Annotated in this window: 23 protein-coding genes and 1 pseudogene; 11 read left to right on the top strand and 13 right to left on the bottom strand. The window is 71.0% G+C overall.

From position 1 onward, the window contains the following. Positions 1 to 65: 65 nt before the first annotated feature. Complete coding sequence (locus tag AB0H93_RS03000) at positions 66 to 1,304, top strand: MFS transporter (protein WP_358566457.1); 1,239 nt, start codon at positions 66 to 68, stop codon at positions 1,302 to 1,304. Continuing rightward, positions 1,292 to 2,125: a formate dehydrogenase accessory sulfurtransferase FdhD gene (gene fdhD / locus AB0H93_RS03005; protein WP_358566460.1), complete on the top strand. Its 834-nt coding sequence runs from the start codon at positions 1,292 to 1,294 to the stop codon at positions 2,123 to 2,125. Before AB0H93_RS03000 ends, fdhD begins: the two co-directional genes overlap by 13 nt. Positions 2,126 to 2,128: 3 nt before the next feature. On the opposite strand, the gene AB0H93_RS03010 is transcribed toward fdhD, so the two are convergent. Then, on the bottom strand, positions 2,129 to 3,031 hold the full coding sequence (locus AB0H93_RS03010; protein WP_358566463.1) for a LysR family transcriptional regulator: 903 nt from the start codon (positions 3,029 to 3,031) through the stop codon (positions 2,129 to 2,131). Between the two features lie 298 nt (positions 3,032 to 3,329). Here AB0H93_RS03010 and AB0H93_RS03015 point away from each other — a divergent pair, with 298 nt between their 5' ends. From AB0H93_RS03015 to AB0H93_RS03025, 3 genes are all read left to right on the top strand, one after another. Beyond that, the gene (locus tag AB0H93_RS03015) at positions 3,330 to 4,604 is read left to right on the top strand and encodes a GNAT family N-acetyltransferase (RefSeq protein WP_358566466.1); all 1,275 of its coding nucleotides are present in this window, start codon (positions 3,330 to 3,332) and stop codon (positions 4,602 to 4,604) included. 78 nt (positions 4,605 to 4,682) lie between these two features. Beyond that, positions 4,683 to 5,699 carry a Dyp-type peroxidase gene (locus AB0H93_RS03020; RefSeq protein ID WP_358566469.1) on the top strand — a complete coding sequence of 339 codons (1,017 nt, stop codon included), beginning with the start codon at positions 4,683 to 4,685 and terminating at the stop codon, positions 5,697 to 5,699. Then, complete coding sequence (locus tag AB0H93_RS03025) at positions 5,696 to 6,508, top strand: family 1 encapsulin nanocompartment shell protein (protein ID WP_358566472.1); 813 nt, start codon at positions 5,696 to 5,698, stop codon at positions 6,506 to 6,508. Before AB0H93_RS03020 ends, AB0H93_RS03025 begins: the two co-directional genes overlap by 4 nt. A gap of 340 nt (positions 6,509 to 6,848) precedes the next feature. Here the strand turns inward: AB0H93_RS03025 and AB0H93_RS03030 are convergent, their stop codons facing one another. From AB0H93_RS03030 to AB0H93_RS03060, 7 genes are all read right to left on the bottom strand, one after another. Next, positions 6,849 to 7,007, bottom strand: coding sequence for a hypothetical protein (locus AB0H93_RS03030; RefSeq protein WP_358566475.1), 159 nt, complete (start codon positions 7,005 to 7,007; stop codon positions 6,849 to 6,851). 23 nt (positions 7,008 to 7,030) lie between these two features. Continuing rightward, positions 7,031 to 8,428: an MFS transporter gene (locus tag AB0H93_RS03035; protein ID WP_358566478.1), complete on the bottom strand. Its 1,398-nt coding sequence runs from the start codon at positions 8,426 to 8,428 to the stop codon at positions 7,031 to 7,033. 33 nt (positions 8,429 to 8,461) lie between these two features. Further along, a complete protein-coding gene (locus AB0H93_RS03040) occupies positions 8,462 to 9,592 on the bottom strand; it encodes a hypothetical protein (protein WP_358566481.1) in 1,131 nt (376 codons plus the stop codon). A 234-nt stretch (positions 9,593 to 9,826) separates the two neighbouring features. After that, a complete protein-coding gene (locus AB0H93_RS03045) occupies positions 9,827 to 10,819 on the bottom strand; it encodes a LysR family transcriptional regulator (RefSeq protein ID WP_358566484.1) in 993 nt (330 codons plus the stop codon). Positions 10,820 to 11,199: 380 nt separating this feature from the next. Next, positions 11,200 to 12,621, bottom strand: coding sequence for an MFS transporter (locus AB0H93_RS03050; RefSeq protein ID WP_358566487.1), 1,422 nt, complete (start codon positions 12,619 to 12,621; stop codon positions 11,200 to 11,202). Positions 12,622 to 12,714: 93 nt separating this feature from the next. Further along, positions 12,715 to 13,161 (bottom strand): Rrf2 family transcriptional regulator, encoded by a 447-nt coding sequence (locus AB0H93_RS03055; RefSeq protein WP_235883596.1) that lies wholly within the window; start codon positions 13,159 to 13,161, stop codon positions 12,715 to 12,717. Between the two features lie 198 nt (positions 13,162 to 13,359). Beyond that, positions 13,360 to 13,845 carry a carboxymuconolactone decarboxylase family protein gene (locus AB0H93_RS03060; RefSeq protein ID WP_358566491.1) on the bottom strand — a complete coding sequence of 162 codons (486 nt, stop codon included), beginning with the start codon at positions 13,843 to 13,845 and terminating at the stop codon, positions 13,360 to 13,362. 259 nt (positions 13,846 to 14,104) lie between these two features. Here AB0H93_RS03060 and AB0H93_RS03065 point away from each other — a divergent pair, with 259 nt between their 5' ends. Continuing rightward, positions 14,105 to 14,968, top strand: coding sequence for an RNA polymerase sigma-70 factor (locus tag AB0H93_RS03065; protein ID WP_358566891.1), 864 nt, complete (start codon positions 14,105 to 14,107; stop codon positions 14,966 to 14,968). 139 nt (positions 14,969 to 15,107) lie between these two features. Here the strand turns inward: AB0H93_RS03065 and AB0H93_RS03070 are convergent. After that, positions 15,108 to 15,231, bottom strand: a pseudogene (locus AB0H93_RS03070) (DNA-binding response regulator); the annotation flags it as partial. Positions 15,232 to 15,360: 129 nt separating this feature from the next. On the opposite strand from AB0H93_RS03070, the gene AB0H93_RS03075 reads away from it, so the two are divergent. Beyond that, entirely contained in the window at positions 15,361 to 16,002 is a 642-nt protein-coding gene (locus AB0H93_RS03075; protein ID WP_358566494.1) for a GNAT family N-acetyltransferase, read from the top strand. Here AB0H93_RS03075 and AB0H93_RS03080 read toward each other — a convergent pair. Then, positions 15,950 to 16,597 (bottom strand): XRE family transcriptional regulator, encoded by a 648-nt coding sequence (locus AB0H93_RS03080; RefSeq protein WP_358566497.1) that lies wholly within the window; start codon positions 16,595 to 16,597, stop codon positions 15,950 to 15,952. The genes AB0H93_RS03075 and AB0H93_RS03080 overlap by 53 nt on opposite strands. Positions 16,598 to 16,745: 148 nt before the next feature. Between AB0H93_RS03080 and AB0H93_RS03085 the strand changes: the two genes are divergently transcribed. Continuing rightward, positions 16,746 to 17,894 carry an MFS transporter gene (locus AB0H93_RS03085; RefSeq protein ID WP_358566500.1) on the top strand — a complete coding sequence of 383 codons (1,149 nt, stop codon included), beginning with the start codon at positions 16,746 to 16,748 and terminating at the stop codon, positions 17,892 to 17,894. 46 nt (positions 17,895 to 17,940) lie between these two features. Here AB0H93_RS03085 and AB0H93_RS03090 read toward each other — a convergent pair whose 3' ends face one another. Continuing rightward, on the bottom strand, positions 17,941 to 19,353 hold the full coding sequence (locus AB0H93_RS03090; RefSeq protein WP_358566503.1) for a PLP-dependent aminotransferase family protein: 1,413 nt from the start codon (positions 19,351 to 19,353) through the stop codon (positions 17,941 to 17,943). A 37-nt stretch (positions 19,354 to 19,390) separates the two neighbouring features. Here AB0H93_RS03090 and AB0H93_RS03095 point away from each other — a divergent pair, with 37 nt between their 5' ends. Continuing rightward, a complete protein-coding gene (locus tag AB0H93_RS03095) occupies positions 19,391 to 20,290 on the top strand; it encodes a DMT family transporter (protein ID WP_358566506.1) in 900 nt (299 codons plus the stop codon). 131 nt (positions 20,291 to 20,421) lie between these two features. On the opposite strand, the gene AB0H93_RS03100 is transcribed toward AB0H93_RS03095, so the two are convergent. Both AB0H93_RS03100 and AB0H93_RS03105 read right to left on the bottom strand, forming a co-directional pair. Then, positions 20,422 to 21,078: a response regulator transcription factor gene (locus AB0H93_RS03100; RefSeq protein WP_358566509.1), complete on the bottom strand. Its 657-nt coding sequence runs from the start codon at positions 21,076 to 21,078 to the stop codon at positions 20,422 to 20,424. Positions 21,079 to 21,137: 59 nt separating this feature from the next. Then, entirely contained in the window at positions 21,138 to 21,815 is a 678-nt protein-coding gene (locus AB0H93_RS03105) for a helix-turn-helix transcriptional regulator (RefSeq protein ID WP_358566512.1), read from the bottom strand. A gap of 286 nt (positions 21,816 to 22,101) precedes the next feature. Between AB0H93_RS03105 and AB0H93_RS03110 the strand changes: the two genes are divergently transcribed. Both AB0H93_RS03110 and AB0H93_RS03115 read left to right on the top strand, forming a co-directional pair. Then, positions 22,102 to 22,767, top strand: coding sequence for a response regulator transcription factor (locus tag AB0H93_RS03110; RefSeq protein ID WP_358566515.1), 666 nt, complete (start codon positions 22,102 to 22,104; stop codon positions 22,765 to 22,767). Beyond that, positions 22,764 to 24,014 (top strand): HAMP domain-containing sensor histidine kinase, encoded by a 1,251-nt coding sequence (locus AB0H93_RS03115; protein WP_358566518.1) that lies wholly within the window; start codon positions 22,764 to 22,766, stop codon positions 24,012 to 24,014. The genes AB0H93_RS03110 and AB0H93_RS03115 overlap by 4 nt, the downstream gene beginning before the upstream one ends. The last annotated feature ends 293 nt before the right edge of the window (positions 24,015 to 24,307 follow it).

Below are 24,307 nucleotides of genomic sequence, written 5' to 3' on the forward strand. Positions count from 1 at the left end.
ATCCGATGTGGACACCACGTCGTGCCGGGATCGCTCCGCACGCGAACCAGAAGGGCCGACCCGGCATGACGACCTACCGCAGCGCGTCCAGCTGGATGCCGGCCGCGGCCGCGGTGTTCACCGCCGGGTGGGGCGCGAACCAGTTCGCGCCGCTGGCCGTCGTCTACCGCACGGAGCGCCACTGGCACGACATCCCGGTCGCCGCGATGTTCACCACCTACCTGCTCGGCCTGCTCCCCGGCCTGCTGCTGGGCGGCCCCGCCTCGGACCGGCGCGGCAGGCGCATCGTTCGGCCCGCGCTCGCGTTGTCCGCCGTCGCCAGCGCGCTGCTGTCGCTGGCGCCGGTGTCGCAGCTCCCGGTGTACGCGAGCCGGCTGGCCGCGGGCGTCGCGGCCGGCATCGTCCTCTCCGCGGGAACCACGTGGATCGTGGAGCTGTCGGCCGATCTCGGGCGACCGAGCGCGGGCCCGCGCCGCGCGTTGAACGCGACCGGCGGCGGGCTGGCGGCGGGGGCGCTCGTGGCGGGCGTCCTCGCCCAGTGGTCGCCCTGGCCTGCGGTGTTCCCCGCGCTCGTGCACACCGCGCTGGCCCTGCTCTGCCTCGTCGCGACGCGGCAGGTGCCGGAAACCGCGCCTTCCCCGGTGACGGTGGCCAAGGTCCGGCACGTCCGGGGGCTGGGCAGGTCGGCGGCCAGGCATCCGCGGTTCCTGCGCGTGGTCCTCCCGGCGAGCCCGGCCGTGTTCGCCGCCGCGACGGTCGCCTACGTCGTGCTGCCACCGCTGCTGGCCGACCGGGTTCCCGGCTACGCGCCGCTGTTCAGCGGGCTGGTCACGGCGCTGACGCTCACCACCGGCATCGCCGTCCAGCCGCTGGCGCGCCTGCTGGACCACGCGCGGAACGCGCGGCCGACGCTCGCCGGCATGGCCACCGTGATCGCCGGGCTGCTGCTGGGTTCCTACGCCGTGTACCGGGGTTCCGTCGTCCTGACGTCCGCCGCGGCGCTCCTGCTCGGCGCCGGATACGGCCTCACCTCGGCCTCCGGCCTGCGCGAACTCCGGCGGATGGCCCCGCCGTCGGCGCTGCCGTCCGCGGTGTCGCTCTACCACGGCACCACCTACATCGGCTTCCTCACGCCGCTGTTCCTGGCCGTCACCGCGGGCGCGGCCCCGTACCCGGCCCTGCTGGCGGGCATGGCCGCCGCAGGCCTGCTGTTCCTCTCGATCACCGCCTGGCATTCCCGAAGCCACCTACCCCACCGGATCCCCGGTGGACTCCAGGAAAGGACGCAACAATGGGCCGAGTGACCGTGCGACGGCCGGTGCTGCGAATCCGCGACGGGGTGCGATCGCAGCGACCGGACACCCTGACGGCCGAGGAGCCGATGGAGATCCGGGTCGGCGGCCGCCCGCTCACCGTCACCATGCGCACCCCGGGGCACGACTTCGACCTCGCCGTCGGATTCCTGGTCAGCGAGGGCGTCGTCGATTCGGCCGACGACGTGGCCTCGATCCGCTACTGCGCGGGCGCCACCTCCGACGGCGGCAACACCTACAACGTCGTCGACGTCGCCCTCGCTCCCGGTGTCGCGCCGCCGGATGCGTCGCTGGAGCGGAACTTCTACACCACGTCGTCCTGCGGGCTGTGCGGCAAGGCGAGCCTGGAAGCGGTGCGCACCACGACGACCTGGCCCCTCGGCGAGGACTCGCTGCGGATCGAGCCGTCGACGCTGGCCGTCCTCCCCGACCGGCTGCGGGAAGCCCAGCGGGTGTTCGACAGCACCGGCGGCCTGCACGCCGCCGGGCTGTTCACCGCCGACGGCCGGCTCACGTGCCTGCGCGAAGACGTCGGGCGGCACAACGCGGTGGACAAGGTCGTCGGCGACGCCCTGCGCGCGGGCCGGCTGCCACTTCGCGACTCGGTCCTGATGGTCAGCGGCCGGGCGTCCTTCGAGCTGGTGCAGAAGGCGGTGATGGCCGGGATCCCCGCGCTGGCCGCCGTGTCCGCGCCGTCCTCGCTGGCCGTGGACCTGGCCGCGGACGCCGGGCTGACCCTCATCGGCTTCCTGCGGGGCACCTCGATGAACGTCTACAGCGGCGCCGAGCGGCTGCGGCCGGACCCGGCGTGAGGCTCACTCCAGCGCTCCGGCCACATCCACCGACCGCGCGACCTCGATGAACGCCCGGCCCATCACCGATCCGGGCTCCCGCGCGGTCGTCACCAGACCGACCCGCGCCTCGTGGTCCGGGGCCACCAGCGGAACGGCCTTCACCCCGGCCGTGTCGCTGATGGCCCGGGCGAACGGGGCCGGCACGATGCTGGACCACCGCCCCATCGCGACGTGCGCGCACAACCCCGCGATCGAGTCGGTTTCCAGCTGCGGGACGGGCGAAATCCCGACTTCGGCGAAGACCCCGTCCAGGGTGCGGCGGCCGCGCATCGACGGCGTCAGCAGGCACAGCGGCACCCGCCCGGCCTCCGCCCAGGTCACCGACTCGCGGGCGGCGAACTCCCCCTCGGCGGGCGTCAGCAGCACGTACCGCTCCCGGTACAGCGCAACGCTGACCATGCCGGCCGCCTCGGCGTCGGCGAGGTAACCGATCGCGACGTCGAGCTCGAAGTTCTGCAGCCGCCGGAAGATCTCGTCGGTGGGCAGATCGGCCATGACCTGCACGCGGGCGAGCGGGTGTTCCGCGCAGAACCGCGCCGTGAGCGGCGGCACCGCGGGCGCGGCCGTCGGGATCACGCCGATCGAGAGCTGACCGGTCAGCCCGGTGCGCAGGGCGCTCACCTCAAGCCGCATCGAGTCCCGGTCGGCCAGGATCTTCTCGGCCCAGCGGACGATGCGTTCGCCTTCCGGCGTCAGGCCCTGGAAACGGCGCTCGCGGCGGATCAGCGGGACGTCGAGTTCCTCCTCCAGCTTCCGAATTGCCTCGGACAGCGCCGGCTGCGAAACGGAGCACGCTTGCGCGGCGCGCACGAAATGCCGTTCGCGCGACAATGCCACCAAGTACTCGAGCTGCCGGAAGAGCATTTTGTTCACCTAACGCCAGAGGGCCGCGGAACATCCTATCCCGGGATGCGAAAGCCGCCTTGCGACACCGCGTGACGTCGCATGCACACGGAGTCCCGGCGCGCAAATAGGTGCGACCTATTGCGAAATCAGAAATGTCTCTTTGACTTTCCCCGAATACCCGGCGGAGAATTCTGCCGGTGCCGATTCGGCCGCTGCGCGAAGGCGGCACGGCACCGCAGGAATTCCCGACTCGTACTGCCCGACACAAGCTCGCGGCCGGCGCGGCCGCGCAGCGCGGAAGACCGGGAGGTGGGCCGTGCCGACTTGGCGGGTGCGCGATTTCCACGACGACGACCTGGACCAGGCGATCCACATCTGGGACCAGAGCAGGGAGGGCGGCGAGCCGGCGTTCTCCGCCGCCGAGGTGGTGTCGCTCGCGCGGGCCGGGCATCCGGCCCTGGTCGCGGTGGTGCAGCAGGACGTCGTCGGCATGGCGGCGGCGAAGGTCGAGGGCGACCGGGCCTGGCTGGCGCTGTTCGCCCTCGACGCCCGGTGGCGCAACCGCGGCATCGGCAGCGCGCTGCTGGCCGAGCTGGAGAAGAAGCTGCGCAGCGCGGGGGTGCACCGCATCGCCAGCCTGGTGTCGGAGGGGGCCGCGGGCTTCCGGGCGATGGTGAACTCCGGCTACCGGCCCCGCACCGATCTGACCTACTTCGAGAAGGTGCAGGAGCTCGACCCCGCCGACTTCGACGTCCTCGAACACCTCGGCGGCAGGCTCCTGCCGCCCGGCGGGTGGGACGCGCTGGCGGGCATGCGGCGGGAGAAGGACGTCATCGAACGCCGGGTCGTGCTGCCGATCTCCCACCACGAGCAGGCCGAGCGCCACGGCGTCCTGCCGCCCAAGGCGATCGTCCTGTTCGGGCCGCCGGGCACCGGCAAGACCAGCTTCGCCAAGGCGATCGCCTCCCGGCTGAAATGGCCGTTCGTGGAGCTGTTCCCGTCCCGCCTCGCCGCGTCCTCCCCGGACGGGCTGGCGGCCTCCCTGCGGGAGGTGTTCGCGGAACTGGAGGAGCTCGACGACCTGGTGCTGTTCATCGACGAGGTCGAGGAGATCGCCGGCACCCGCTCCAGCCCGGCGGTGGGCGCCGCGCACGGCGTGACCAACGAGCTGCTCAAGCTCATCCCGGGCTTCCGCGAGCACGACCACCGCCTGCTGGTGTGCGCCACCAACTCGGTGAGCTCGCTGGACCCGGCCTTCCTGCGGCCGGGCCGGTTCGACTACCTGATCCCGGTGGGGCCGCCGGATCCGCCCGCGCGCCGGGCGATCTGGTCCCGCTACCTCGGCCCGGCGCGCGACAACGTCGACCTGGACCTGCTGGTGGAGCGGACGGAGCTGTTCACCCCGGCGGACATCGAGTTCGCGGCGCGCCAGGGCGCGCAGACCGCGTTCGAGCGCGACGTGCTGCACGAGCGCGGAGACCTCGCGACGACCGACGAGTACCTGCAGGCGATCGCGGACACCCGCCCCACGCTCACCGCGGAGGCCATCACCGAGTTCGAGCGCGACATCGACGCGTACACCCGGCTGTAGCGCCGGGCCCGCACCGCTACGCAAAGCCGATTCGGATATTTCCCCTTAGAGTCGGCCACTTGGGAGGTGACCACCACGATGTCGAGCCCCGAATCGACCGATGCGGTGCCGCAGCCGGTGCTGGCGCCGTTGACGCCTTCGGCGATCTTCCTCGTGCTGTCGGTTTCGGCCGGCGGCGAGTCGCAGGTGCGGGATGCTCTCGGCGATCTCGCGGCGCTGCAGCGCGCGGTCGGTTTCCGCTACCCCGAGGGCGGGCTGACCTGCGTGGCCGGGATCGGTTCGCAGGCGTGGGATCGCCTGTTCTCGGGGCCGCGCCCGGCGGGGCTGCACCCCCTGCCGGAGTTCGTCGGGGCGAAGCACCGGTCGGTGTCCACGCCGGGCGACGTCCTGCTGCACATCCGGGCCAGGCAGGAGTTCCTGTGCTTCGAGCTGGCGGCGCAGGTCCTGGCGCGGCTGCGGGGCGCGGTGACGATCCTCGACGAGGTGCACGGCTTCAAGTACTGGGACGAGCGGGACCTGCTGGGGTTCGTGGACGGCACCGAGAACCCGACCGGGGTGGCGGCCCGGGCCGCGGTGGCGGTCGCGGCGGACGAGGACCCGGACTTCGCCGGCGCCAGCTACGTGGTCGTGCAGAAGTACCTGCACGACCTCGTGGCGTGGAACGAGTTGGCGGTCGAGGAGCAGCAGCGGGTGGTGGGACGCACCAAGCTCGACGACATCGAACTCGCCGAGGACGTGAAGCCGGCCAACTCGCACGTCGCGCTGACGACCATCACCGCGGAGGACGGCAGCGAGCGGCAGATCGTGCGGGACAACATGCCCTTCGGCGAGTTCACCGGGGGCCGGTTCGGCACCTACTTCATCGGCTACGCCGGCGACCCCTGGGTCATCGAGCAGATGCTGACCAACATGTTCGTCGGCGTCCCGGCGGGCAACCACGACCGGATCCTGGACTTCTCCACCGCCGTGACCGGATCGCTGTTCTTCGTGCCCACGCAGACGTTCCTGGAGCAGCAGCCGCCGGAACCGACCGGAACACCGACCGCCGGGGCGTCGCTCGGCATCGGGAGCCTGAAGGGAAACCCGCCGTCATGAACAACCTGCACCGCGAACTGGCGCCCATCTCGCAGGCCGCGTGGACCGACCTGGAACAGGAAGCGCGCCGCACCTTCGCGCGGCATGCGGCCGGCCGACGGGTCGTGGACGTGTCCGAGCCGAAGGGCGACACGTTCGCCGCGGTCGGGACCGGCCGCAGCACGCGCATCGACGCACCGGGCCACGAGGGCGTGCAGGCGGAGTTGCGGGAGTCCCGGTCGGTGCTGGAGCTGCGCGTGCCGTTCCGCGTGTCCCGGGATGCCGTCGACGAGGTCGAACGCGGTTCCCGGGACGCCGACTGGCAACCGGTGAAGGACGCGGCCCAGCGCATCGCGCAGGCCGAGGACCGCGCGATCGTCGACGGGTTCGAGGCCGCCGGCATCACCGGCATCCGCGCCGGTTCGTCGCACCGGCCGATTCCGCTGACCGCCGACGTGCGCGGGTTGCCGGGGGCGGTGGCCGAGGGGCTGTCCGCACTGCGGCTGGCGGGCGTCGACGGTCCGCTCGCGTTGCTGCTCGGCGCGTCCGAGTACACGGCGGCCGCCGGAGCCACCGAGGCCGGGTATCCGCTGATCGAGCACCTGCAGCGCATCCTCGGCGGAGACGTGGTGTGGGCGCCTTCGATCAGCGGCGGCTGCCTGCTGTCGACCCGGGGCGGCGACCACGTCCTGCTGCTCGGGCGGGACCTTTCGATCGGGTACCTGTCGCACGACGCCGCGGGGATCGACCTGTACTTCGAGGAGAGCTTCGCGTTCCTGCTCAACACGCCCGAGGCGGCGATCGGGCTGTCCGCCGTCCCGGCCGGCTGAGACCCGGCACGATCTCACCCGTTCAGGTGAAATCGCCGATTGTCGGCCACTGTGGACGGACGCCACCGGCCGCCCTGAACCGGCGACGCCGATCACGGTTTGCCCTGTGCCTCGTCGGCTCCTTCTGGCTCCCAGCGCAACCACTGACAGTCCAAAGAAGACAGTGCCCGACGTACGCCAAGGCCCGGTCGGCACGAAATCCCCACATGCCGAACCAACAGCCGCGGCTTCCAGTCCTCGATGCCAGTGGGCGCACCGGTGCTCCTCCTCGCCCGGCCGTCGAGGAGGAGCACCGTCGTGCGGGTCGGGAGCCATTCCCGCCCACGTGTGAATTCCCGCTTCAGAACCAGCTTTTCGACCGCAGCTCGTACCACTGGCCGCACCGCGACTCCGCGCGGCGGTACGCCCGCGCGAGCCGGTGCCGGTACCGGCCCGCGCCGACGACCAGGCCGGCCAGGACCCATGCCGCGGCCACCGCCCCCGCGACAGAAGTCAACACCGGCATTCCCTCCGCTGGCTATCTCACCGGGATCCGTCGGCCGTGACCGGCTGCTTCGGCGCATCCGCCCGCCCGTGGTCCCCGCGCAGCGCGAAGGCCGACAGGCAGCTGACGCCGACGAGCAGGAACGCGCCCGCCACGACCAACATCGGGACGAGGAGCTGGTAGGCGAACCCGAGACCGCCGAGCACCGCGATGGCGATCGTCATGCCCACCTGCCTGCTGGTGTTCAGCAGGCCGGACGCGGCACCGGAGATCTCTGGCGGGCACAGGTGCATCGCCTCGGCGCTGAGCAAGGACGCCAGCAGTCCCGACGGCACACCGATCAGCGCGGTCGCCGCCAGCGTCGCGCCCAGCGATCCGGTCACCGACAGCACGGCGACCGACGCACCGCCCACCCCACCGATCAGCGTGGCGGTCAGGATGATCCGGCGCCGGACCCCGGGCGTGACCCCGCTCGCCAGCAGGTTCCCGCACAGCCACGCCACGCAGCACGGCAGCGCGGCGTAGCCCGCCTGCTCGGCGTTCAGCCCGTGCTCCTGCTGCAGGAAGAGCGCCAGGACCAGCAGCGAACCGTAGGACCCGATCTGGTAGAGGCCGCCGGAGAGGATGACCAGCAGGTACGGGCGGTGGGTGAACAGCGCGCGCGGCACCAGCGGCGTCGTGGCCTTCGCCTGGGTCAGCGCGAGCGCGCCCAGGGCCACGGCGAAACCGACCAGCGCGGCCACCACCACGGGGTTGGCGAACGACGAGTGCGCGCCCTCGATCAACGAACCGGCGAGGAACGTCAGGGCGAGGCAGAACAGCAGCTGCGGCAACACGGTGAAGCGGCGCTCGGGAGCGGCCACCGGGTCGCGGAAACCGCGGATCAGCACCAGCGCGAACGCGCACACCGGGATGTTGACCAGGAACAGCCACCGCCAGCCCACGAACTGGGTGATCAGGCCGCCGACCAGCGGTGCGGTCGCGATGGCCACGCCGCCGACCACGCCCCAACCGCCGATGGCGCGGGCGCGCCGGGTCAGGTCGGGGATGCCCTTGGTGAGGATGGACAGCGTCATCGGGAGCATGAAGCTCGCGCTGGCGCCCTGGAGCACGCGCGCGGCGATCAGCTGCCAGCCCGACATCGGCAGCGCGCACAGCAGGGAGGCGACGGCGAACACGGCCGTCGACACCCGGTACACGCGGGCGACGCCGAAGCGGTCACCGGCGACGCCCGCCGTCAGCAGGAAGACGCACAGCGGAATCGTGTAGGCGTCGAGGAACCACTGCTGTTCGGCCTGCGACGCCTGCAGGGACGCGGTGATGCTGGGCAACGCCACGTTCACCGAGGACGCGTCGAAGGCGACGAGGAAGTTCCCGATGCTGACGGCCACCACACCGGCGGCCGTCAGCCGGGACGCATAACTGCTTTCGTTCATCAGGAGAGTTCAATCCGTTCCGGCGGCGCCGCTTCAGACGCCGACCACGGTGGCGCGGTCGGCGCGCTCGCGGATGACCTCCAGCGCGGTGGTCTGAACGTCGTTCAGCCGCACCATGTCCGCGTAGAACGCCTTGATCTGCGCCGCGAGCCGGTCGTACTCGACGCGTTTCTGCTGGTACAGCTCGTCCATCTGCTCGGCGAGGCGGACGTAGATCTGCTGGATCAGCTCGTCGTCCTTGAGCATGACCGGATCCGCGCCGGCCTCGGCGAGGATCTGCTTGATGTAGACCGGGAACAGGCCGATCCGGTTGAGGAAGTAGTCCACCGGCCGGGACACGCCGAGGTAGTCCGGCACGTTCACGATGCCCGCGTTCTCGTTCTCCACCAGGAAACCGCTCACCGCCCGGTACGGGTCCGGGGCGGCCAGGAAGACCTCCTCGGAGAGCCGCGCGGCGGCGGAGAGCTTCTCGATGTCCAGCGCCGCGGCCTCGACGGTGATGTTGCGCTCGGCGAAGACGGCGGCGATCGACTCCAGCTCGGCGAGCCCGGCCCGGTTGCCGACGCCGGCGACGCCGCCCTCGATCATCTGGAAGCCGTGGAAGACCGACACCAGCGAGTTCGCCGTGCCGATGCCGCGGTCGTTGTGCCCGTGCAGGTAGAAGGTGAAGTCCGGGTTGTCGTGCACCAGGTTGGCCGCCAGGATCGCGGTCGCGTCCGGGAGCAGGGTGCCGACGGAGTCGTTGATCCGGACCAGCGAGATCCCCTGCTGCCGGCAGCGCTCGATCTGGTCGTTGAGGTGGGCGTACTTGTCCTCGTCGACGGTGCCGGAGAAGGCGTTGAGCAGGCTGGACCGCAGCCGCCCCACGCCGATGGAGCGCAGCCGCTCGGCGACCCGTTCGAACAGCTTGTTCTCGCTGTCGATCTCGATCATGCCGATGCTGACGTACATCTCCTTGAGGTACTCGCGCGGAATGTTGCGCTCCAGCTGCTCGCACAGCGGTTCCCACGTCTTCAAAGTCAGGTTGAACGAGAATTCCGTCCGCTCCGGAATCCTGCCCATCAAGTACTTCGCGTCCAGCACGTTGCGCACGAACGCCGCCTCGGTGATCCCCGAGCCGACGTCGATGTCGGTGACACCGGCGCCGGTTACCGCCTCGATCAACCGCAGCTTGCGCGAATCGTCGGCGCCGAATGGAGCACGCTCGCCTCCTTCGCGAAGCGTTTCATCCGAGATCGCTCGAATTGAAAAGTCGTTGTAACGCGGCTGATGTCCCTCCGGAAACGACAGCATGAAGCCGATCCCTTTCAGGTGGTTGGAGTAGGCGGTCACCGTTGACCGCAGGCGACATTACATCGCGCCCGTTCGGACCTCTAATTAAACTTTCTAATGGTCTGATCAGAACCGATTGTTCCGCGCCTGCCGCCCGAGGGCGGCGGACAGCTCCACCGGCTCCGCGATCCCGTGCCGGTCCGCCTCGGCGGCGACGAATTCGACGAACCGGCGGACCAGCGGGCTGGTGTCGCTGTTCAACCAGGCCAGGGAGATCTCGCCGGTCGGGCGCCGGCCGGCGAAGGGCCTGCAGACGGCGCCGCCGGACGCGGCGCGTTCGGCCAGCGAGCGGTCCAGCACCGCGACTCCCGAACCCGAGCAGACCGCGTCGATCACGTTGGCGTAATCGGGTTCGACCGAAGTGATCTCGGGCACATCGTGTCCCCAGACCTGCTCCACGACGCGGTCGTAGAACTCCGGGCCGCTCTCCCGCTGCCACATCACGACCGGCTGCGCCCGGAACTCCTCCCGCGTCACGCGGTCGCCGGCGGCCAGCGGCGAACCGGCGGGGAGGACGGCCACGAGCTCCTCCTCCCCGATGACCCGGCAGTCGATGTCCGGGAGGCCGGGAGGGGTGCGCACGAAGGCCACGTCGGCCTTGCGCGAGCGGAGCTCGGCGACGTTGTGCGACGCCCACCCCGCGATCGTCACCACGTCGACCTCGGGGTGTTCACCGCGGAACTCCTCGACGAGCCGCCGCTGTCCCAAGTGGACACCGGACCTGCTGTACAGCACGCGGATCCGGCCGGAGCTCCCGCCCGCCACCTCCCGGATCGTCCGGGCTATCCGCTCGGACCGCCGGAGGATGCAGGTCGCCTCGCCCAGCAGGATCTTCCCGGAGTCGGTGAGGCGAACTCCCCGCCTGCTCCGGACGAACAGCTCCGCGCCGAGGAGGCGCTCCATGGAACGGATGCCCTGGGAGAGCGCCGACTGAGTGACGAACAGCCGCTCGGCGGCCCGGCCGAAATGCAGCTCGTCGGCCAGCGCGATGAAGTAGACCAGGTTCCGGGAAATCAGCGGGTTGGTTAACCTCTGCGTCTCATCCCACAACTCGGACATGCTTCGGCACCTTTCCCAGAGCTGGCCGTGAAATAAACCCCAGCGGAGAAGATTACCGCACCGGTCCGATCCTCCGGATATTGCAGCCGAAGCGCGACGGCGGCCGTTCCACCTCCGCCGAACAGAGCATCCGGGACGACTGGACGGCCGCCGTGAATCCGGCGATCAACGCAGTTCCGAACCGTTAGCCGATTTTGCCGGATAGTGCGCTGATTCACACTTTCCAAGCAATGGAAAACGTCCGGCCCCCGATGATCTTCCGACCCGTTACGACATTCAGGTAGAAAATCGGATCATTTCGATGAAAACGCTTGAGCCCGGCACCGGACCGCGCTCGCCGAACTGCGCCGGTGCCGCCCGGGCAGCGTTGCGCGGGTGTTTCAGCTGTCCCGCGACGTCGCTGCGGGACGCATCCGGAAGGCGACGATCAACGCGAGGACGACGACCACGGCCATCGCCAGGAAAGCATCGGAGTAGGCAGCCCCGGCCTGGCCGCCGTAGAAGGGGTTGATGGCGCTGCTGCCGCTCTGCAGCCTCGCGGCGACCAGCACGCCGAACAGGGCCGGGCCGGTGCCGGCGCCGAGGAACTGCGCGCCCTGGAGGATTCCGAGGCCGACGCCCACCTGATCGGCCGGCAGCGCGCTCGCCGCGGCGCTGATGATCGGCGTGATCACGAAGATGAAGCCGACGCTGAGGCCGAGGATGCCGATCCCGGCGGGGATCACCGACGCGCCTCCCGTCGCGGTCGAGAGGAACAGGGCGAACACCCCGATCGTCGCGAGTCCGGCCAGCACCAAGGGGCGGGTGCCGATGCGGTCGGCGAGGCGGCCGATCAGCGGCGAGAGGACGGCGACGGCGACCCCGGCCGGGATCATGACCAGGGCACCCGCGCCCGGGGCGAGGCCGTTGACGTCGACCACCAGCAGCGGGACGAAGACCAGGCCGCCGAGGTTGACCGCCATGGCCAGGAACGCGACGACGACCGCGGCCCGGTAGACCCGGTTGGCGAACAGCGCGGGCGGGACGAAGGGCTGCGCGACGCGAGCGGTGCGCCACCCGAACAACGCGATCGCCACGACCGCGACCAGGAGACTGCCCCAGGAAGACGGCGCGCCGAAACCGGCCACCTGCACCTGGGTGATGCCGAACAGGACCAGCCCGGCGCCGATTCCCAGCAGGACGCCGCCGAGGAGGTCGAAGCGACTCGCCCCCGCCGGGGGCTCGCCCGGGAGCACGCGCAGCGCCGGGGGAAGCAGCACCAGCGCGACCACGAGCACGAGCCAGAACAGCGCGGGCCAGCCGAGGAACTGGCCGAGCCCGCCGCCGATCGCCGGCCCGGCGGCGGTGCCGATGCCCGCGGCCGCGGAGACGACGCCGATCCCCATCCCCCGCTCGTCCGCCGGCATCAGCCTGGTGACGGAGATGATCGCCAACACGGGGATCGCGGCCGCCCCGACGCCCATCACCATTCGCCCGAGCACGAGCACGAGGAGTTCCGGGGCGAGCGCGCAGACCAGGCTCCCGACCGCGTAGGTCACCAGGGCGAAGGCGAAGAGGCTCCGCAAGCCCAGCCGGTCGGAGAGGCGGCCGTAGAGCGGGATGCCGACCGAGAACATCAGCAGGAATCCCGTGACGACCCAGGCCAGTTCCGCTTCGGACGCCCCGAACTCCGCGCCGATCGACGGGAGCATGAGGTTGACCATGTCGCTTGCGGTGACCGTGACGAGGATCGCCGGCATGAGCACTACCAGCAGCGCCCGTCCGGTGCCCGTTCGTCCCGGCTCGGTCGACGTGGACGTCATTCGACGCACTCCTTCGCGAGATTTACCGCAACCATCACGGTTGCAGTTTGGGCAAGAAGAACGGCGGAGGAACTCTCCTCCACCGTTTCCCGGTCAGCTGTTCCGCAGCGCGACTTCGCGCTCGCAGGCCAGCACCTTCCGGGCCAGGTCGGCGATGGTGGTCCGGCCGAGCCGTTCCTCCATCGCCCGCTCCGCGTCCCGGAACTCCGCCTCCAGCAGGGCCTTCATGTTGCGCCCCACCTCGCACTCCGCGCTGGGCGGATGGGGGTGCCGCGACAGGACCGGCCCCGCCTCGACGGCGATGTACGCGTCGTAGAGCGTGATCTCGCGCGCAGCGCGAGCCAGAGACCACCCGCCGCCGCGGCCCTCGGTGGACAGCACCAGGTCGGCATCCCGGAGGCTGCCGAGGATGCGCCGCACGAGAACCGGGTTGCTCGCCAGGCTCTCCGCGATTTCCGCCGAGGTCAGCGATCGGTCGTCCCAGCGCGCCAACATCGTGAGCGCGTGGATCGCGACCGCACTCCTGCTGCTGAGACCCACCACGGCTCCTTCGCGACACCTGCAGAACTGCAACAAAGCTAGTTGCAGTTCGATCACCTGTCAATTCCACGTCGATCGGGCCCACCACGACCAGGAGTTCACGCAGCCGAGCACAACGACTCCCGGCTGACAACATTCGTCCACAATGGAATACGACCAGGCCCGGATCGGCTGATCCGGGCCTGGTTCACCCGTCGGTCAGCTCGACAGACCGGCGAACATGCCGGGGTCGTAGGAACCTCCCCGCGTGCGCGTGATCACGCCGAGCCGGTTGGCGGCGTTGATCATGGCCACCAAGGAGACCAGCGCGGCTACCTGGTCCTCGTCGTAGTGCTCGCACACCTGGGCCCAGGTCTCGTCCGACACCCCGCCGTGGGCGCCGGCCAGCCGGGTGCCCTCTTCGGCGAGAGCCAGCGCGGCACGCTCGGCCTCGGTGAACACGGTGGACTCGCGCCAGGCGGCGACCAGGTTGAGCCGGACCGGGGTCTCACCGGCGGCCGCGGCCTCCTTGGTGTGGACGTCGACGCACCAACCGCAGCCGTTGATCTGGCTGGCGCGCAGTTCCACCAACTCCTGGAGGGCCTTGGGCAGCGACGACTCCCGGATCGCCAGGCTGACGTTGTAGATCCGCTTGTTGATCTTGGCGCCGACCTCGTTGGTCATCAGGTTGATGCGGGGTTCCATGGCTTCGTCCTCGCTCGTGCAGTGGGTGCCGCGCGGATCGTTCGCGCGGCGTCTTGACGACCATGGAGATGCTGGCGACCCGCTCCTCGTGACAACGCGGCAGTGTGATGCACGACACCGCTCGCGGGTGTCACAAAGCGGCTGGGGCCGGCGCCTTGTGCGTGTGACAGGGTCGAGGACGAGCAGACAGGAGCCGGCGATGAACGAGCGCAGCGAGCCGACCACGGACGCGGCCGAGCCGCTCGCGCGCGGCGACCGCATGAGCGCCGCCACCGAGGGTTTCGTCGCGCACCGCAACCTGCTGTTCACCGTCGCCTACGAGCTGCTCGGCTCGGCCGCCGACGCGGAGGACGTCCTGCAGGAGACCTGGTTGCGGTGGGTGGACGTCGATCTCGACGTGGTGCGGGACCAGCGCGCCTTCCTGGTCCGGATCGCCACGCGCCAGGCGTTGAGCCGGCTGCGCTCGCTCGGCCGCCGCAAGGAGTCCTACGTCGGCCCCTGGCTGCCCGAACCGCTGCTCACCGCGCCCGACGTGGCCGAGGACGTCGAGCTGGCCGACAGCATCTCGATGGCGATGCTGCTGGTGCTGGAGACGCTCTCGCCGACCGAGCGGGCGGTGTTCGTGCTGCGCGAGGTGTTCGACCTGGCCTACGACGAGATCGCGGAGGCCGTCGACAAGAGCCCGGCCGCGGTCCGCCAGATCGCGCACCGGGCGCGGACTCACGTCGCCGCGCGCCGCCCGCGCGGGGCCGTTTCCCCGGCGCAGGCGCAGGACGCGCTCACGGCGTTCCAGCGGGCGGTCGAGACGGGCGATCTGCAACGCCTGCTCGACGTCCTCGCGCCGGACGTCGTGCTGCTGACCGACGGCGGCGGGGTCGTGCAGGCCGCGCTGGCGCCCTTCGTGGGGGCCGACGCCGTGGCACAGGTGCTGGGCAAGATCGCCGCGGCGTCGCTGCGTCCGGCACAGGTCAACGGCCACCCGGCGCTGCTCCTGCGGCACGAGGGCGAACTCGACACGGTTCTGGCGGTGCGCATCGAGGACGGCCTCATCGCCGGGCTCTACGCCGTGCGCAATCCCGAGAAGCTGTCGCACATGGCGCGGGAAACCGCCTTGCGCCGCTGAACCCGGCGACGGATGCCCACGAGAGCGGCACCGAAGTGTCCTCAATGGATCGCATGGCGCGAACGCCGCATTCCTTACCGGGAACAGGCGGACGCCCCGCTCCTGATGGGAACGGGGCGTCATGAGGATCAGCGGGCGGTCAGATGAGGCCGATCCGCACGCCGTAGGCCACCAGCTGCGGCCGGTTGCGCAGGTTCAGCCGGCTCGTCATCGCGTAGATGACGTTCTTCACCGTGCGCTCCGATTAGCGGACCCGCAACGTCCTCATAGGACGCCGTCGTGCGCCCGGGACGATCGCCGTGAACGATCAGTGCCGCTCGCGGCGTCATTCCACCCGTCCTGGTTCCCGAAGTCGCGGCCGCAGCGCCGGGCGAATCGGTAATGTCGTTGTCGTGGTGGAGATACGCACCTTCGCGGAGGCCGACCGCGCCGAGTTGCGCGAACTGTTCGGGCGCGCAGGCGAGGGGGCGCCGTCCGCCTCGCTGTGGGGGCACGAGGAATCCGAGGCCGCCGTCTACCTGACGCCCTACATGGACCTGGCGCCGGATTCGCTGTTCGTCGCCGTGTCCGGTGGCGCCCTCGTCGGTTACCTGACGGGATGCCTCGACAGCTCGGCGTTCCCCAGCGAGAGCAAGCGCATGGAGCAGGCCATCAAGAAGTACCGGCTGATCTTCCGGCCCGGGCCCGCGGCCTTCTTCGCCCGCGCCGCCGTCGACATGGCGCGCATCGCGATCCGGCGCGAGCCCTTCTCGGGCGAGTTCGACGACGCCCGGTGGCCCGCCCATCTGCACATCAACGTGGAGCGCCGGGCGCGCGGAACCGGTGCCGCCGAGGGGCTGATGAACCGGTGGCTCGATCGGCTCCGCGAAGCCGGTTCACCGGGATGCCACCTGCAGACCCTGTGCGAGAACACCCGCGCGGTCCGGTTCTTCGAACGCATGGGCTTCGCCAAGCACGGCCCGACGCCGCTGGTCCCCGGCATCAGGCAGGACGGCAAGCGGCTGCACCAGCAGACGATGGTCTGGAACCCGTGACGCCGCGGACGGGGGCTTCCCGCCGCGAGGTGCGGAGGTGGATGCGCTCGCCCTGCTTCCCGAAGAGGCTGAGCACCTCGACGTCGCCGCGCCCGGCGGCGCCGAACCAGTGCGGGATCCGGCAGTCGAACTCGGCCGCTTCGCCGGCCCCCATGACGAAATCGTGGTCCCCCAGCTTCACGCGCAGTCGCCCGCGCAGCACGTAAAGCCACTCGAAGCCCTGGTGGGTGCGCAGGTGGGGCTCTTCGTCGTGCGCGGGGATCGTCATCTTGCACGCGCGCGGTTCCCCCTGGTGCCGCGACAACGGGATCAGCACCCGGCCACCCGTCTTCGCGGGCTGCTGGGGCACGCGCGGATCGAGCATCCGGGGCGCGGAGACGATCTCGTCGAGGGGGACGCCGAGCGCCGCCGTGATCGGCAGGAGTAGTTCGAGGCTCGGCTTGCGCTGCGCCGATTCCAGGCGCGACAGGGTGCTGGTCGAGATGCCGGTGGCTCGCGCGAGATCGGCCAGGCTGACGCCCTTCTTCTCGCGGGCGCGCCTCAGCCGCGGCGCGATCTGCTCGATCACGGCGCCGACGCTCGGGTTGTCGTCCATGCGGGCAGCCGACCAGATCCGTCCCGGAATCGGCAACGTTGTTTGCTGAAACCGCGAAGACCGCCCGATCCTCCCAGTGGAGGTGGTCCGAGTGGACACGACTGTTGATTCGACGAGGAAGACGTCGCGGAGCGGAGGCTCCGAAAGGTTGCCCGCCGGTGTGTACCTGCTGGGTTTCAGCCTGTTCGCGATGGGAAGCGCGGAGTTCCTGCTGGCCGGAGTGCTACCGGCGGTCGCCGCCGATCTGGACGTCACGCTCTCGTCCGCCGGGCTCCTGATCACCGCGTTCGCGCTGGGCGTCGTGATCGGCGGGCCGCCGTTCGCCGTGCTCAGCCTGCGCTGGCCGCGCCGCACCGCGCTGGTGGTCACCCAGGGCGTCTTCGCGGCAGGCATCGTGGCCGGGCTGCTCGGCGACTACGAGATCTTGCTGGTCACCAGGGCGATCTCGGGCATCGCCTACGCGGGTTTCTTCGCCGTCGCGTCGGTGACCGCGATCGGCCTGGTGACACCGGACCGCAACGCGCGCGCCTCCGGAGTCGTGGTCAGCGGCCTCAGCGTGGCGATGGTCGCCGGCGGCCCCGCGGGCACGCTGCTGAGCCACTTCACCGAATGGCGCGGCGGTTTCTGGGCCGTGGTGGTCCTCACCGCCGCCGGGATGGTCGGCTGCCTGCTCGGGCTCCCCGGCTCCTCGGGCACCGAGCGGACCGCCGCGCCGAGCGTGTCGCGGGAGCTCGCCACGATGCGGAAGCCGGTGCTCTGGGGCATCTACGCGATCACGATCCTGACCACCGCGGCGTACATGATCACGTTCAACTACCTCGCCGCCATGCTCGCCGGGATCACCGGCGTTCCCGAGGCGTGGATCCCGGCCGTCCTCGCGCTGTTCGGGATCGGCGCCTTCGCCGGGCTGTCCGTCGGCGGCCGCGTCTCCGATCGGCGCCCCCACGTCGCGCTGCTCACCGGCGCATCGGCGATCGTGATCCTGTCCGTCGCAATGGTTTTCGCGATCCAGCAGGTCTGGGCGGTGGTACCGGCGGTGTTCCTGCTGGGCGTCGCCGCGTTCGTGCTGAACCCGGCCCTCTACGGACGCGTCTTCGCGATCGCGGCCGATGCGCCGACGCTCGCCGGTGCCACCACCGTGTCGGCGTTCCAGCTGGGCATCAGCATCACGCCGGTCCTGGCGGCCGCCTCGCTCGCGCAAGGGGCCGCTCTCACCTCGGTGTGCTTGATCGGTGCGGCTCTCGCTCTGGCCGCCATCCCGCTCGTCCTCCTCGACAGGGCGCGGAAAACCCGCTGAACGCAACGCATGGCGGCCGGCACGACGTCAGCCGCCATGCCTGCACCTAGGTCACGCGGGCGAGCACCTGGCCGATCGTGCGCGCCCCGTCGGGGAAGGCGCCGGGGTTCGGCCGCGCGTAGTTGAGGCGGATGTACTGCCCCGTCGGTTCCGCCGGGAACCACTCGCTGCCCGCGCCGATGATGACGCCCGCCGACTTGCATTCCTGGACGACCCGGCCGAGATCGACGGCGTCCGGCAGCCGCGCCCACAGGTTCAGCCCGCCCTGCGGCACGGCTTCCAGCTGCACGCCGGGCGCGTGCTCGCGGAGGCTTTCGACGAGCAGGTCCCGGCGGGTTCTCAGCTCGTGGCGGAGCCGGCGCAGGTGGGTCCGCCAGGCGGGTTGCGTGACGACGTCGAGCGCGACCGCCTGCAGAACACCGCTGACGTAAATGGATTCCGCCTGCGCATCCGCGAGGATCCGCTTGCGCGCCGGGCCGCGCGCAATCAGCCCGGCGACGCGGACGGCCGGCGAGACGCTCTTGCTCAGCGAGCGGATGTAGACGACATGCCCTCCGTCGTCCTGCGCGGCGACCGGGCGCGGGTCGGCCGTCATGCCGAAGTCGTGCGCCGCGTCGTCCTCGATGAGGAACGCGCCGTGCTGCCGCACCGTGTCCAGGACCCGGCCTGCCAGCTCCGGCGACCACAGCGCCCCGGTCGGGCTGGCGAAGCTGGGCTGGGCGTAGAAGGCTCGGGCCCCGGACTGCTCGAAAGCGCGCGACAGCACATCGGGATCGGGACCGCCGAAACCGCTGGGCACCGGGATGACCTGCACGCCGACCTGGGCGGCGGCCAGGATCGCGCCCCAGTAGGTCGGCGACTCCATGAGCAGCGGCCGCCCGATCCCGACGAGAGCGCGGAACGCGGTGCTCAGCCCGCCCTGGCTGCCCGGGATGACCACGACGTCGCTCGGCGCGACCGGGGTCGTTCCGGCCGGGGTCGCCGACTCCAGTTCGGCCGCGAACCACGACTGCAGTTCCGGCAGGCCCGCCGTCGGCGGCCTGTCGACCAGCGCGTCGGTGCGGGCCACGCGGGTGAACGCCGCGCGGACCAGACGTTCCGGCAGCAGTGCGCGCTCGGGATATCCCGAATGCAGCGCGATCACGTCGTTCGGGGCGGACTGCAAAGCCGTTGGCAGCTCCGGGATCCGGTGGTTCGGCGCCCCGAGCGCCGCCGTCTGCCACCCGAAGTCGTTCGGGCGGGCGACGCGGGCGGCGCGGACGAACGTGCCGACGCCCGGGCGGCTCTCCACCACGCCCTGCGCGACCAGGCCGCGCAGCGCCTTCTGCACGGTGACCGGGCTCGCTCCGTGCTGGGCGACCAGGGAACGCGTCGACGGCAGCTTCGCCCCCGGCGGAGCCGCGGCGATCCACTGCCTCAGGGCCGCAGCGATCCTCGCCGGACTGCTATCGTCAGACATGAGTAATAACGATAGCGCTACTACCCCTGCGACGCCAGTGCTATCCCCGTCGGGGACCGGGCTCTGGTGGGGCCTGCTCGGGGTCGCGGCGTTCTCCTTCACCGTCCCCTTCACCCGCGTCGCCGTCGAAAGTGGCGGCATGTCACCGCTGTTCATCGGCTCCGCCCGCGCGGTCATCGCCGCGCTGCTCGCGGCCGCCGCGCTGGCGATCACGAAGCAGCGCCTGCCCCGCGGCATCCAGTGGGGCCGGGTGGCGGTCGTCGCCGGCGGCGTGGTGGTGGGCTTCCCCGTGCTGACCTCCTTCGCTCTCACCACTGCACCCGCGAGCCACGGCGCCGTCGTCATCGCCGTCCTGCCCGCCGCGACCGCCGTGATGGCCGTGATCCGCGGCCACGAGCGGCCCCCGATGGCGTTCTGGATCATGGCCGCCGTGGGCGCGGTCGCCGCCGTCGTGTTCGCCGCGTTGCAGGGCGGCGGGCTCAGCGCGCTGCACTGGTCCGATCTGCTGCTGTTCGGCGCCGTCGTCGCGGCCGCGATCGGTTACGCGGAAGGCGGGCTCCTCGCCCGCGAACTCGGCGCCTGGCAGACCGTGTCCTGGGCGCTGGTGCTCTCCGCGCCGCTGATGATCGCGCTCACCGGCATCTCGATCGCCGGGCACGTCCCGAGCGGCACCGCGACCGAATGGGCCGCGTTCGCCTACCTTGCCGTGGTGAGCATGTTCCTCGGCTTCTTCGCCTGGTACCGAGGACTGGCGATCGGCCCGATGGCGCAGGTCAGCCAGGTCCAGCTCGCCCAGCCGGTGATGACCATCAGCTGGGCCGCGCTGTTCCTGCACGAACAGCTCACCTGGCCCACGGTCCTCGGCGGCATCGCGGTGGTCGCCTGCGCGGGAGTCGCCGTCCGATCCCGCCTCGGCCAGACCGCGACCAAGCGCTGAGCACTCACCTCGCGACCACGAGGGGTGGTCCCCAGTTTCAATTGAAACTGGGGACCGACCGACCCACCACGCGTGCCCGCGCAACGGCCTGAAACGTCTTCTGAAGTCGGAGTTTCCTGGCTCGGTGTGGATTACCCGATGATCAGGTAGCCGGAGCCGCGGACGGTCTGGATCAGCGGTGGGGCGCCGAGTTTGCGGCGCAGGCGGCCGATCACCACGTCGAGCACGTTCGACGCCGGGTCCGCCGCCTCGTCCCACGCGTAGTCGATCAGCTCCGGGCGCGACAGCGGCTTGCCGGGCGAGGTCATCATCCGCTCCAGGACCAGGAACTCCTTGCGGGTCAAGGTGAGCAGCACGCCGGCCCGGCGCACCTGGTGGTTTCCGCCGTCGAGCTCGACGTCCGCGCAGCGCAGCACCGCCGGCCGGCCCGCCGTGGTGCGCCGGCACAGGCCGCGCACCCTGGCCACCAGCTCCGCCATCGCGAAGGGCTTCACCAGGTAGTCGTCGCCGAGGCGCAGGCCGTCGATCCGGTCAGCCAGGCTGTCCCGCGCGGTCAGGAAGAGCACCGGCACCGGCCAGCCCTCCGCGCGCTTGCCGCGCACGTAGTGCAGCGCGTCCCCGGCAGGCAGCATCCGGTCGAACACCACGCAGTCGTAGGCGTTCACGAACAAAGCCTCGTCGGCGGCGGGCAGGTCGGCCGCGACGTCCACCGCGAACCCGGCGCCGCGCAGGGCCCCGTCGAGCGCCACCCGCAAGTTGTCGTCGTCCTCGGTCACCAACACCCGCACACGTGCACGCTAGCGCGCTGGCGCCGCCCGCATGCCGGCATTGGCGAGACCAGACCGGATCACCCCGCCTTGTCCATCAGCCAGCCCCGGTCCGCCGCCTTGACCCCGGCCTGGAACCTGCTGCGCGCGCCGAGCCGGTTCATGATGTCGGCCACCATCCTGCGGACGGTGCGGACCGAGATGCCCAGGCGGGCCGCCGCCGATTCGTCGGTGCTGCCCGAGCAGAGCAGGGTCAGCAGGTCGCGCTCCCGGCTCGTCAGCACCGAAACGTCGCCGGATTCCGGCAGATCGGCCGGGGTGAGCGGCACCGCGGACCGCCAGATCCGCTCGAACAGGCCCACGGTCGCGGTGACGACGCTGGGCAGCTGGAAGAACGCCGCGCCCGTGGCGCTCCCGGCGTTCGAGCGGTCCGCGGGCAGCACCGCGGACGTCCCGTCGACCACCACCGCCTCCATCGGAACCTCGGCATCGGTCCGGACCTCCGCCCCGGCGAGCGCCAGGCCGGTCAGCGCCCCGGAAAGCCGCACCGCGTCGGGCGCCAGCACCCGGTACCGCACGCCGTGGCGCAGGTTCGCGCCCGACCGGCGCAACGCACCGATCGGCCAGGACTGCGCGCCGACGGCCATGACCAGCACCTCGCTGGTGGCCGAGGCCAGGAGCGCGTCCATCCTGGCGCGGCCCGTCGCCGGACCGCTTCCCCCGACCAGGCTGAGCCGACCTGCTGGCTGGGCTTTCATGACGGGCACCTCCGTTGAGCGGTGGGAATCGGACTGCGCGGCCGCGTCCCGCTGCTCCCCGAGCAGGGCTTCCCGGCGCGCCGCAACGAGTTCCGGCCCGCGGCCGGTTCATGCCAGATCGGACCGATCGGCTGACCTGCGCCCGTCCTCGGGTTAGCGTTCAGGGGCGCGGCTCGCTTCGCGTCCCCCGGCTCGAGGAAGGTGTTCCGCGCGGTGTGCGCACCGGGCGGAGCGGGTGGCTGGAACTGCATGACACCGACTTTCCTCCGCACCACATGAGGTTTTGATGACACGGATCATGGTCGTCGAGGACGACGAGAACCTGCGCATCGCGGTCGCCGCGAAACTGCGCACGTCGGACGTCGAAGTCGACGCCTGCGGGGACATCAAGACCGCGGATCCGGCCCTGCGCGAAAACCACTACGACTGCGTGGTGTTCGACCGGATGCTGCCGGACGGCGACGCCATCGACTACGTCCACGCCAGGCGCCGGGAGGGCTGGCACGCGCCGGTGCTGTTCCTCACCGCGCGCGACGCGCTCGCCGACCGGGTGGCGGGGTTCGAGCACGGGGGCGACGACTACCTGGTCAAGCCGTTCGCCATGGCCGAGCTCGCCGAGCGGGTGGCCAACCTCTGCCGCCGGGCCGGTATCTTCCGGCCCACCGTGCTGAGCCACACCGACCTCGTGATGGACTGCGCTCGTCGCGAGGTGCGCCGGGCGGGCGCGCTGCTGACCTTGACGAACAAGGAGTTCGCCGTGCTCGAATACCTCCTCACCAGGGCGGGGCGAACGGTGGGACGGGCCGATCTGATCGAGCACTGCTGGGACGAGCAGACCGATCCGATGTCCAACGTGGTCGACGCGACGGTCCGGAGGTTGCGCCGCAAGCTGCGCGAACCCGAGTTGATCCACGCGGTGCGCGGCGTCGGCTACCGGCTCGGCACGCCGTGAACCACTCCGCAGCGGACCGGCTGCGCAGGCTGCGCTGGACGCTCACCGCGCTGTTCACCGCGATGAACGCCATCGGGCTCGTGGTGCTCGCCTGGTTCGTGATCAGCGAGGACGGCAAGCGAGGCATCGAGCAGACCGATGCCGAGCTGCACCGGATCACCTCGTCGGTCAGCAGGCTCGTCGGCTACGACGAGGCCATCCAGTTCAACCTCGTCAACGCCGACGTGCTCAACGAAGGCTGCCCGCAGTTCGCGATCCTGCCCGGCGGCGCACCCACCTTCCAGCCGCACCTGTCGGACCGGCAGTGCGTGCCGATGGACATCGGGGTGCTCAACGGGCTGGCGGCCGGGGCCGTCGGCTCCGGCAACCTGGTCTCCGGCTACCAGGAGGGCGCCGGCGGCGAGCCGGTCAGGGTGCGGGCCGAGCCGCTGATCAGCCGCGACGGCACCTACATCGGCGCGGTGGTCGCGGTCGCCGACGCTCGCCCGGAGCAGCAGCGGCACACCGAGCTGGTGCTGGTGGTGATCGGTGGCTGCGCGGTGTTGATCGGCGGGCTGGGGGCCGCGAGCCACCTGTTGTCCGGACGCTCGATCCGGCCCGCGGCAGCGGCGTTGCAGCAGCAGGAGGTGCTGCTCGCCGAGACGGCGCACGACCTGCGGACGCCGGTGGCGGCGCTGCGCGCGCTCGCCGAAACCGCGCTCGACAACCCGACCCAGCGCGCCGATCTGCTGCCGCGCACCGTCCAGCTGGCGGCGCGGATGGGCAGCATCATCGACGACCTGCTGGCCCGGGCGCGGCTCGCGGCCGGGGTCGAGCAGCTGACCATCCAGCCGGTCTGGCTGGACCAGCTGGTGGTCGGCGTCGTCGAGGACACCCGGACCGACGGGGCGCAGGTGACCGTCACCGCGGCACCGACCAAAGTGGACGCCGACCCGGTGCTGGTGCAGCGGGCCATCGGAAACCTGCTGGACAACGCGATGCGGTACGGGCGGCAGCCGGGCGCGGACGCGATCGTGCACATCACGGTGGCCGGCGGCACCGTCACGGTGGCCGACCACGGCCCTGGCATCGACGCGGAGGCGGCGGCGGATGCCTTCGACCGGTTCAGCAGCACCGGCGGATCGTCCGGCCTGGGCCTGTCGATCGTGCGCTGGGTGGCCCAAGCCCACAACGGGACGCTGGCGGTCTACAACGCCGACGAGGGTGGCGCGATCTTCGAGCTGCGCCTCCCGCTGAGCGCGTCCTGACCTGGGGACCAGTTTCAATTGAAACTGGTCCCCAGGGTCCGACGAACCGCAGGTTTCAATTGAAACTGGTCCCCAGGGTCCGACGAACCGCAGGTTTCAATTGAAACTGGTCCCCAGGGTCCGAGGGACCGCAGGTTTCAATTGAAACTGGTCCCCAGGGTCCGAGGGACCGCAGGTTTCAATTGAAACTGGTCCTCGGGTGTCTGCGGGACGCAGGTTTCAATTGAAACTGCGGATCGTGATGTCGTGCCAGGCGGCACATCGGCCTGATCGAAGGGTTCCGGCGTCGGGGT

Source organism: Saccharopolyspora sp. NPDC050642 (assembly GCF_040654735.1).
In the GTDB taxonomy this organism is placed as follows: Bacteria; Actinomycetota; Actinomycetes; order Mycobacteriales; family Pseudonocardiaceae; genus Saccharopolyspora; species Saccharopolyspora elongata.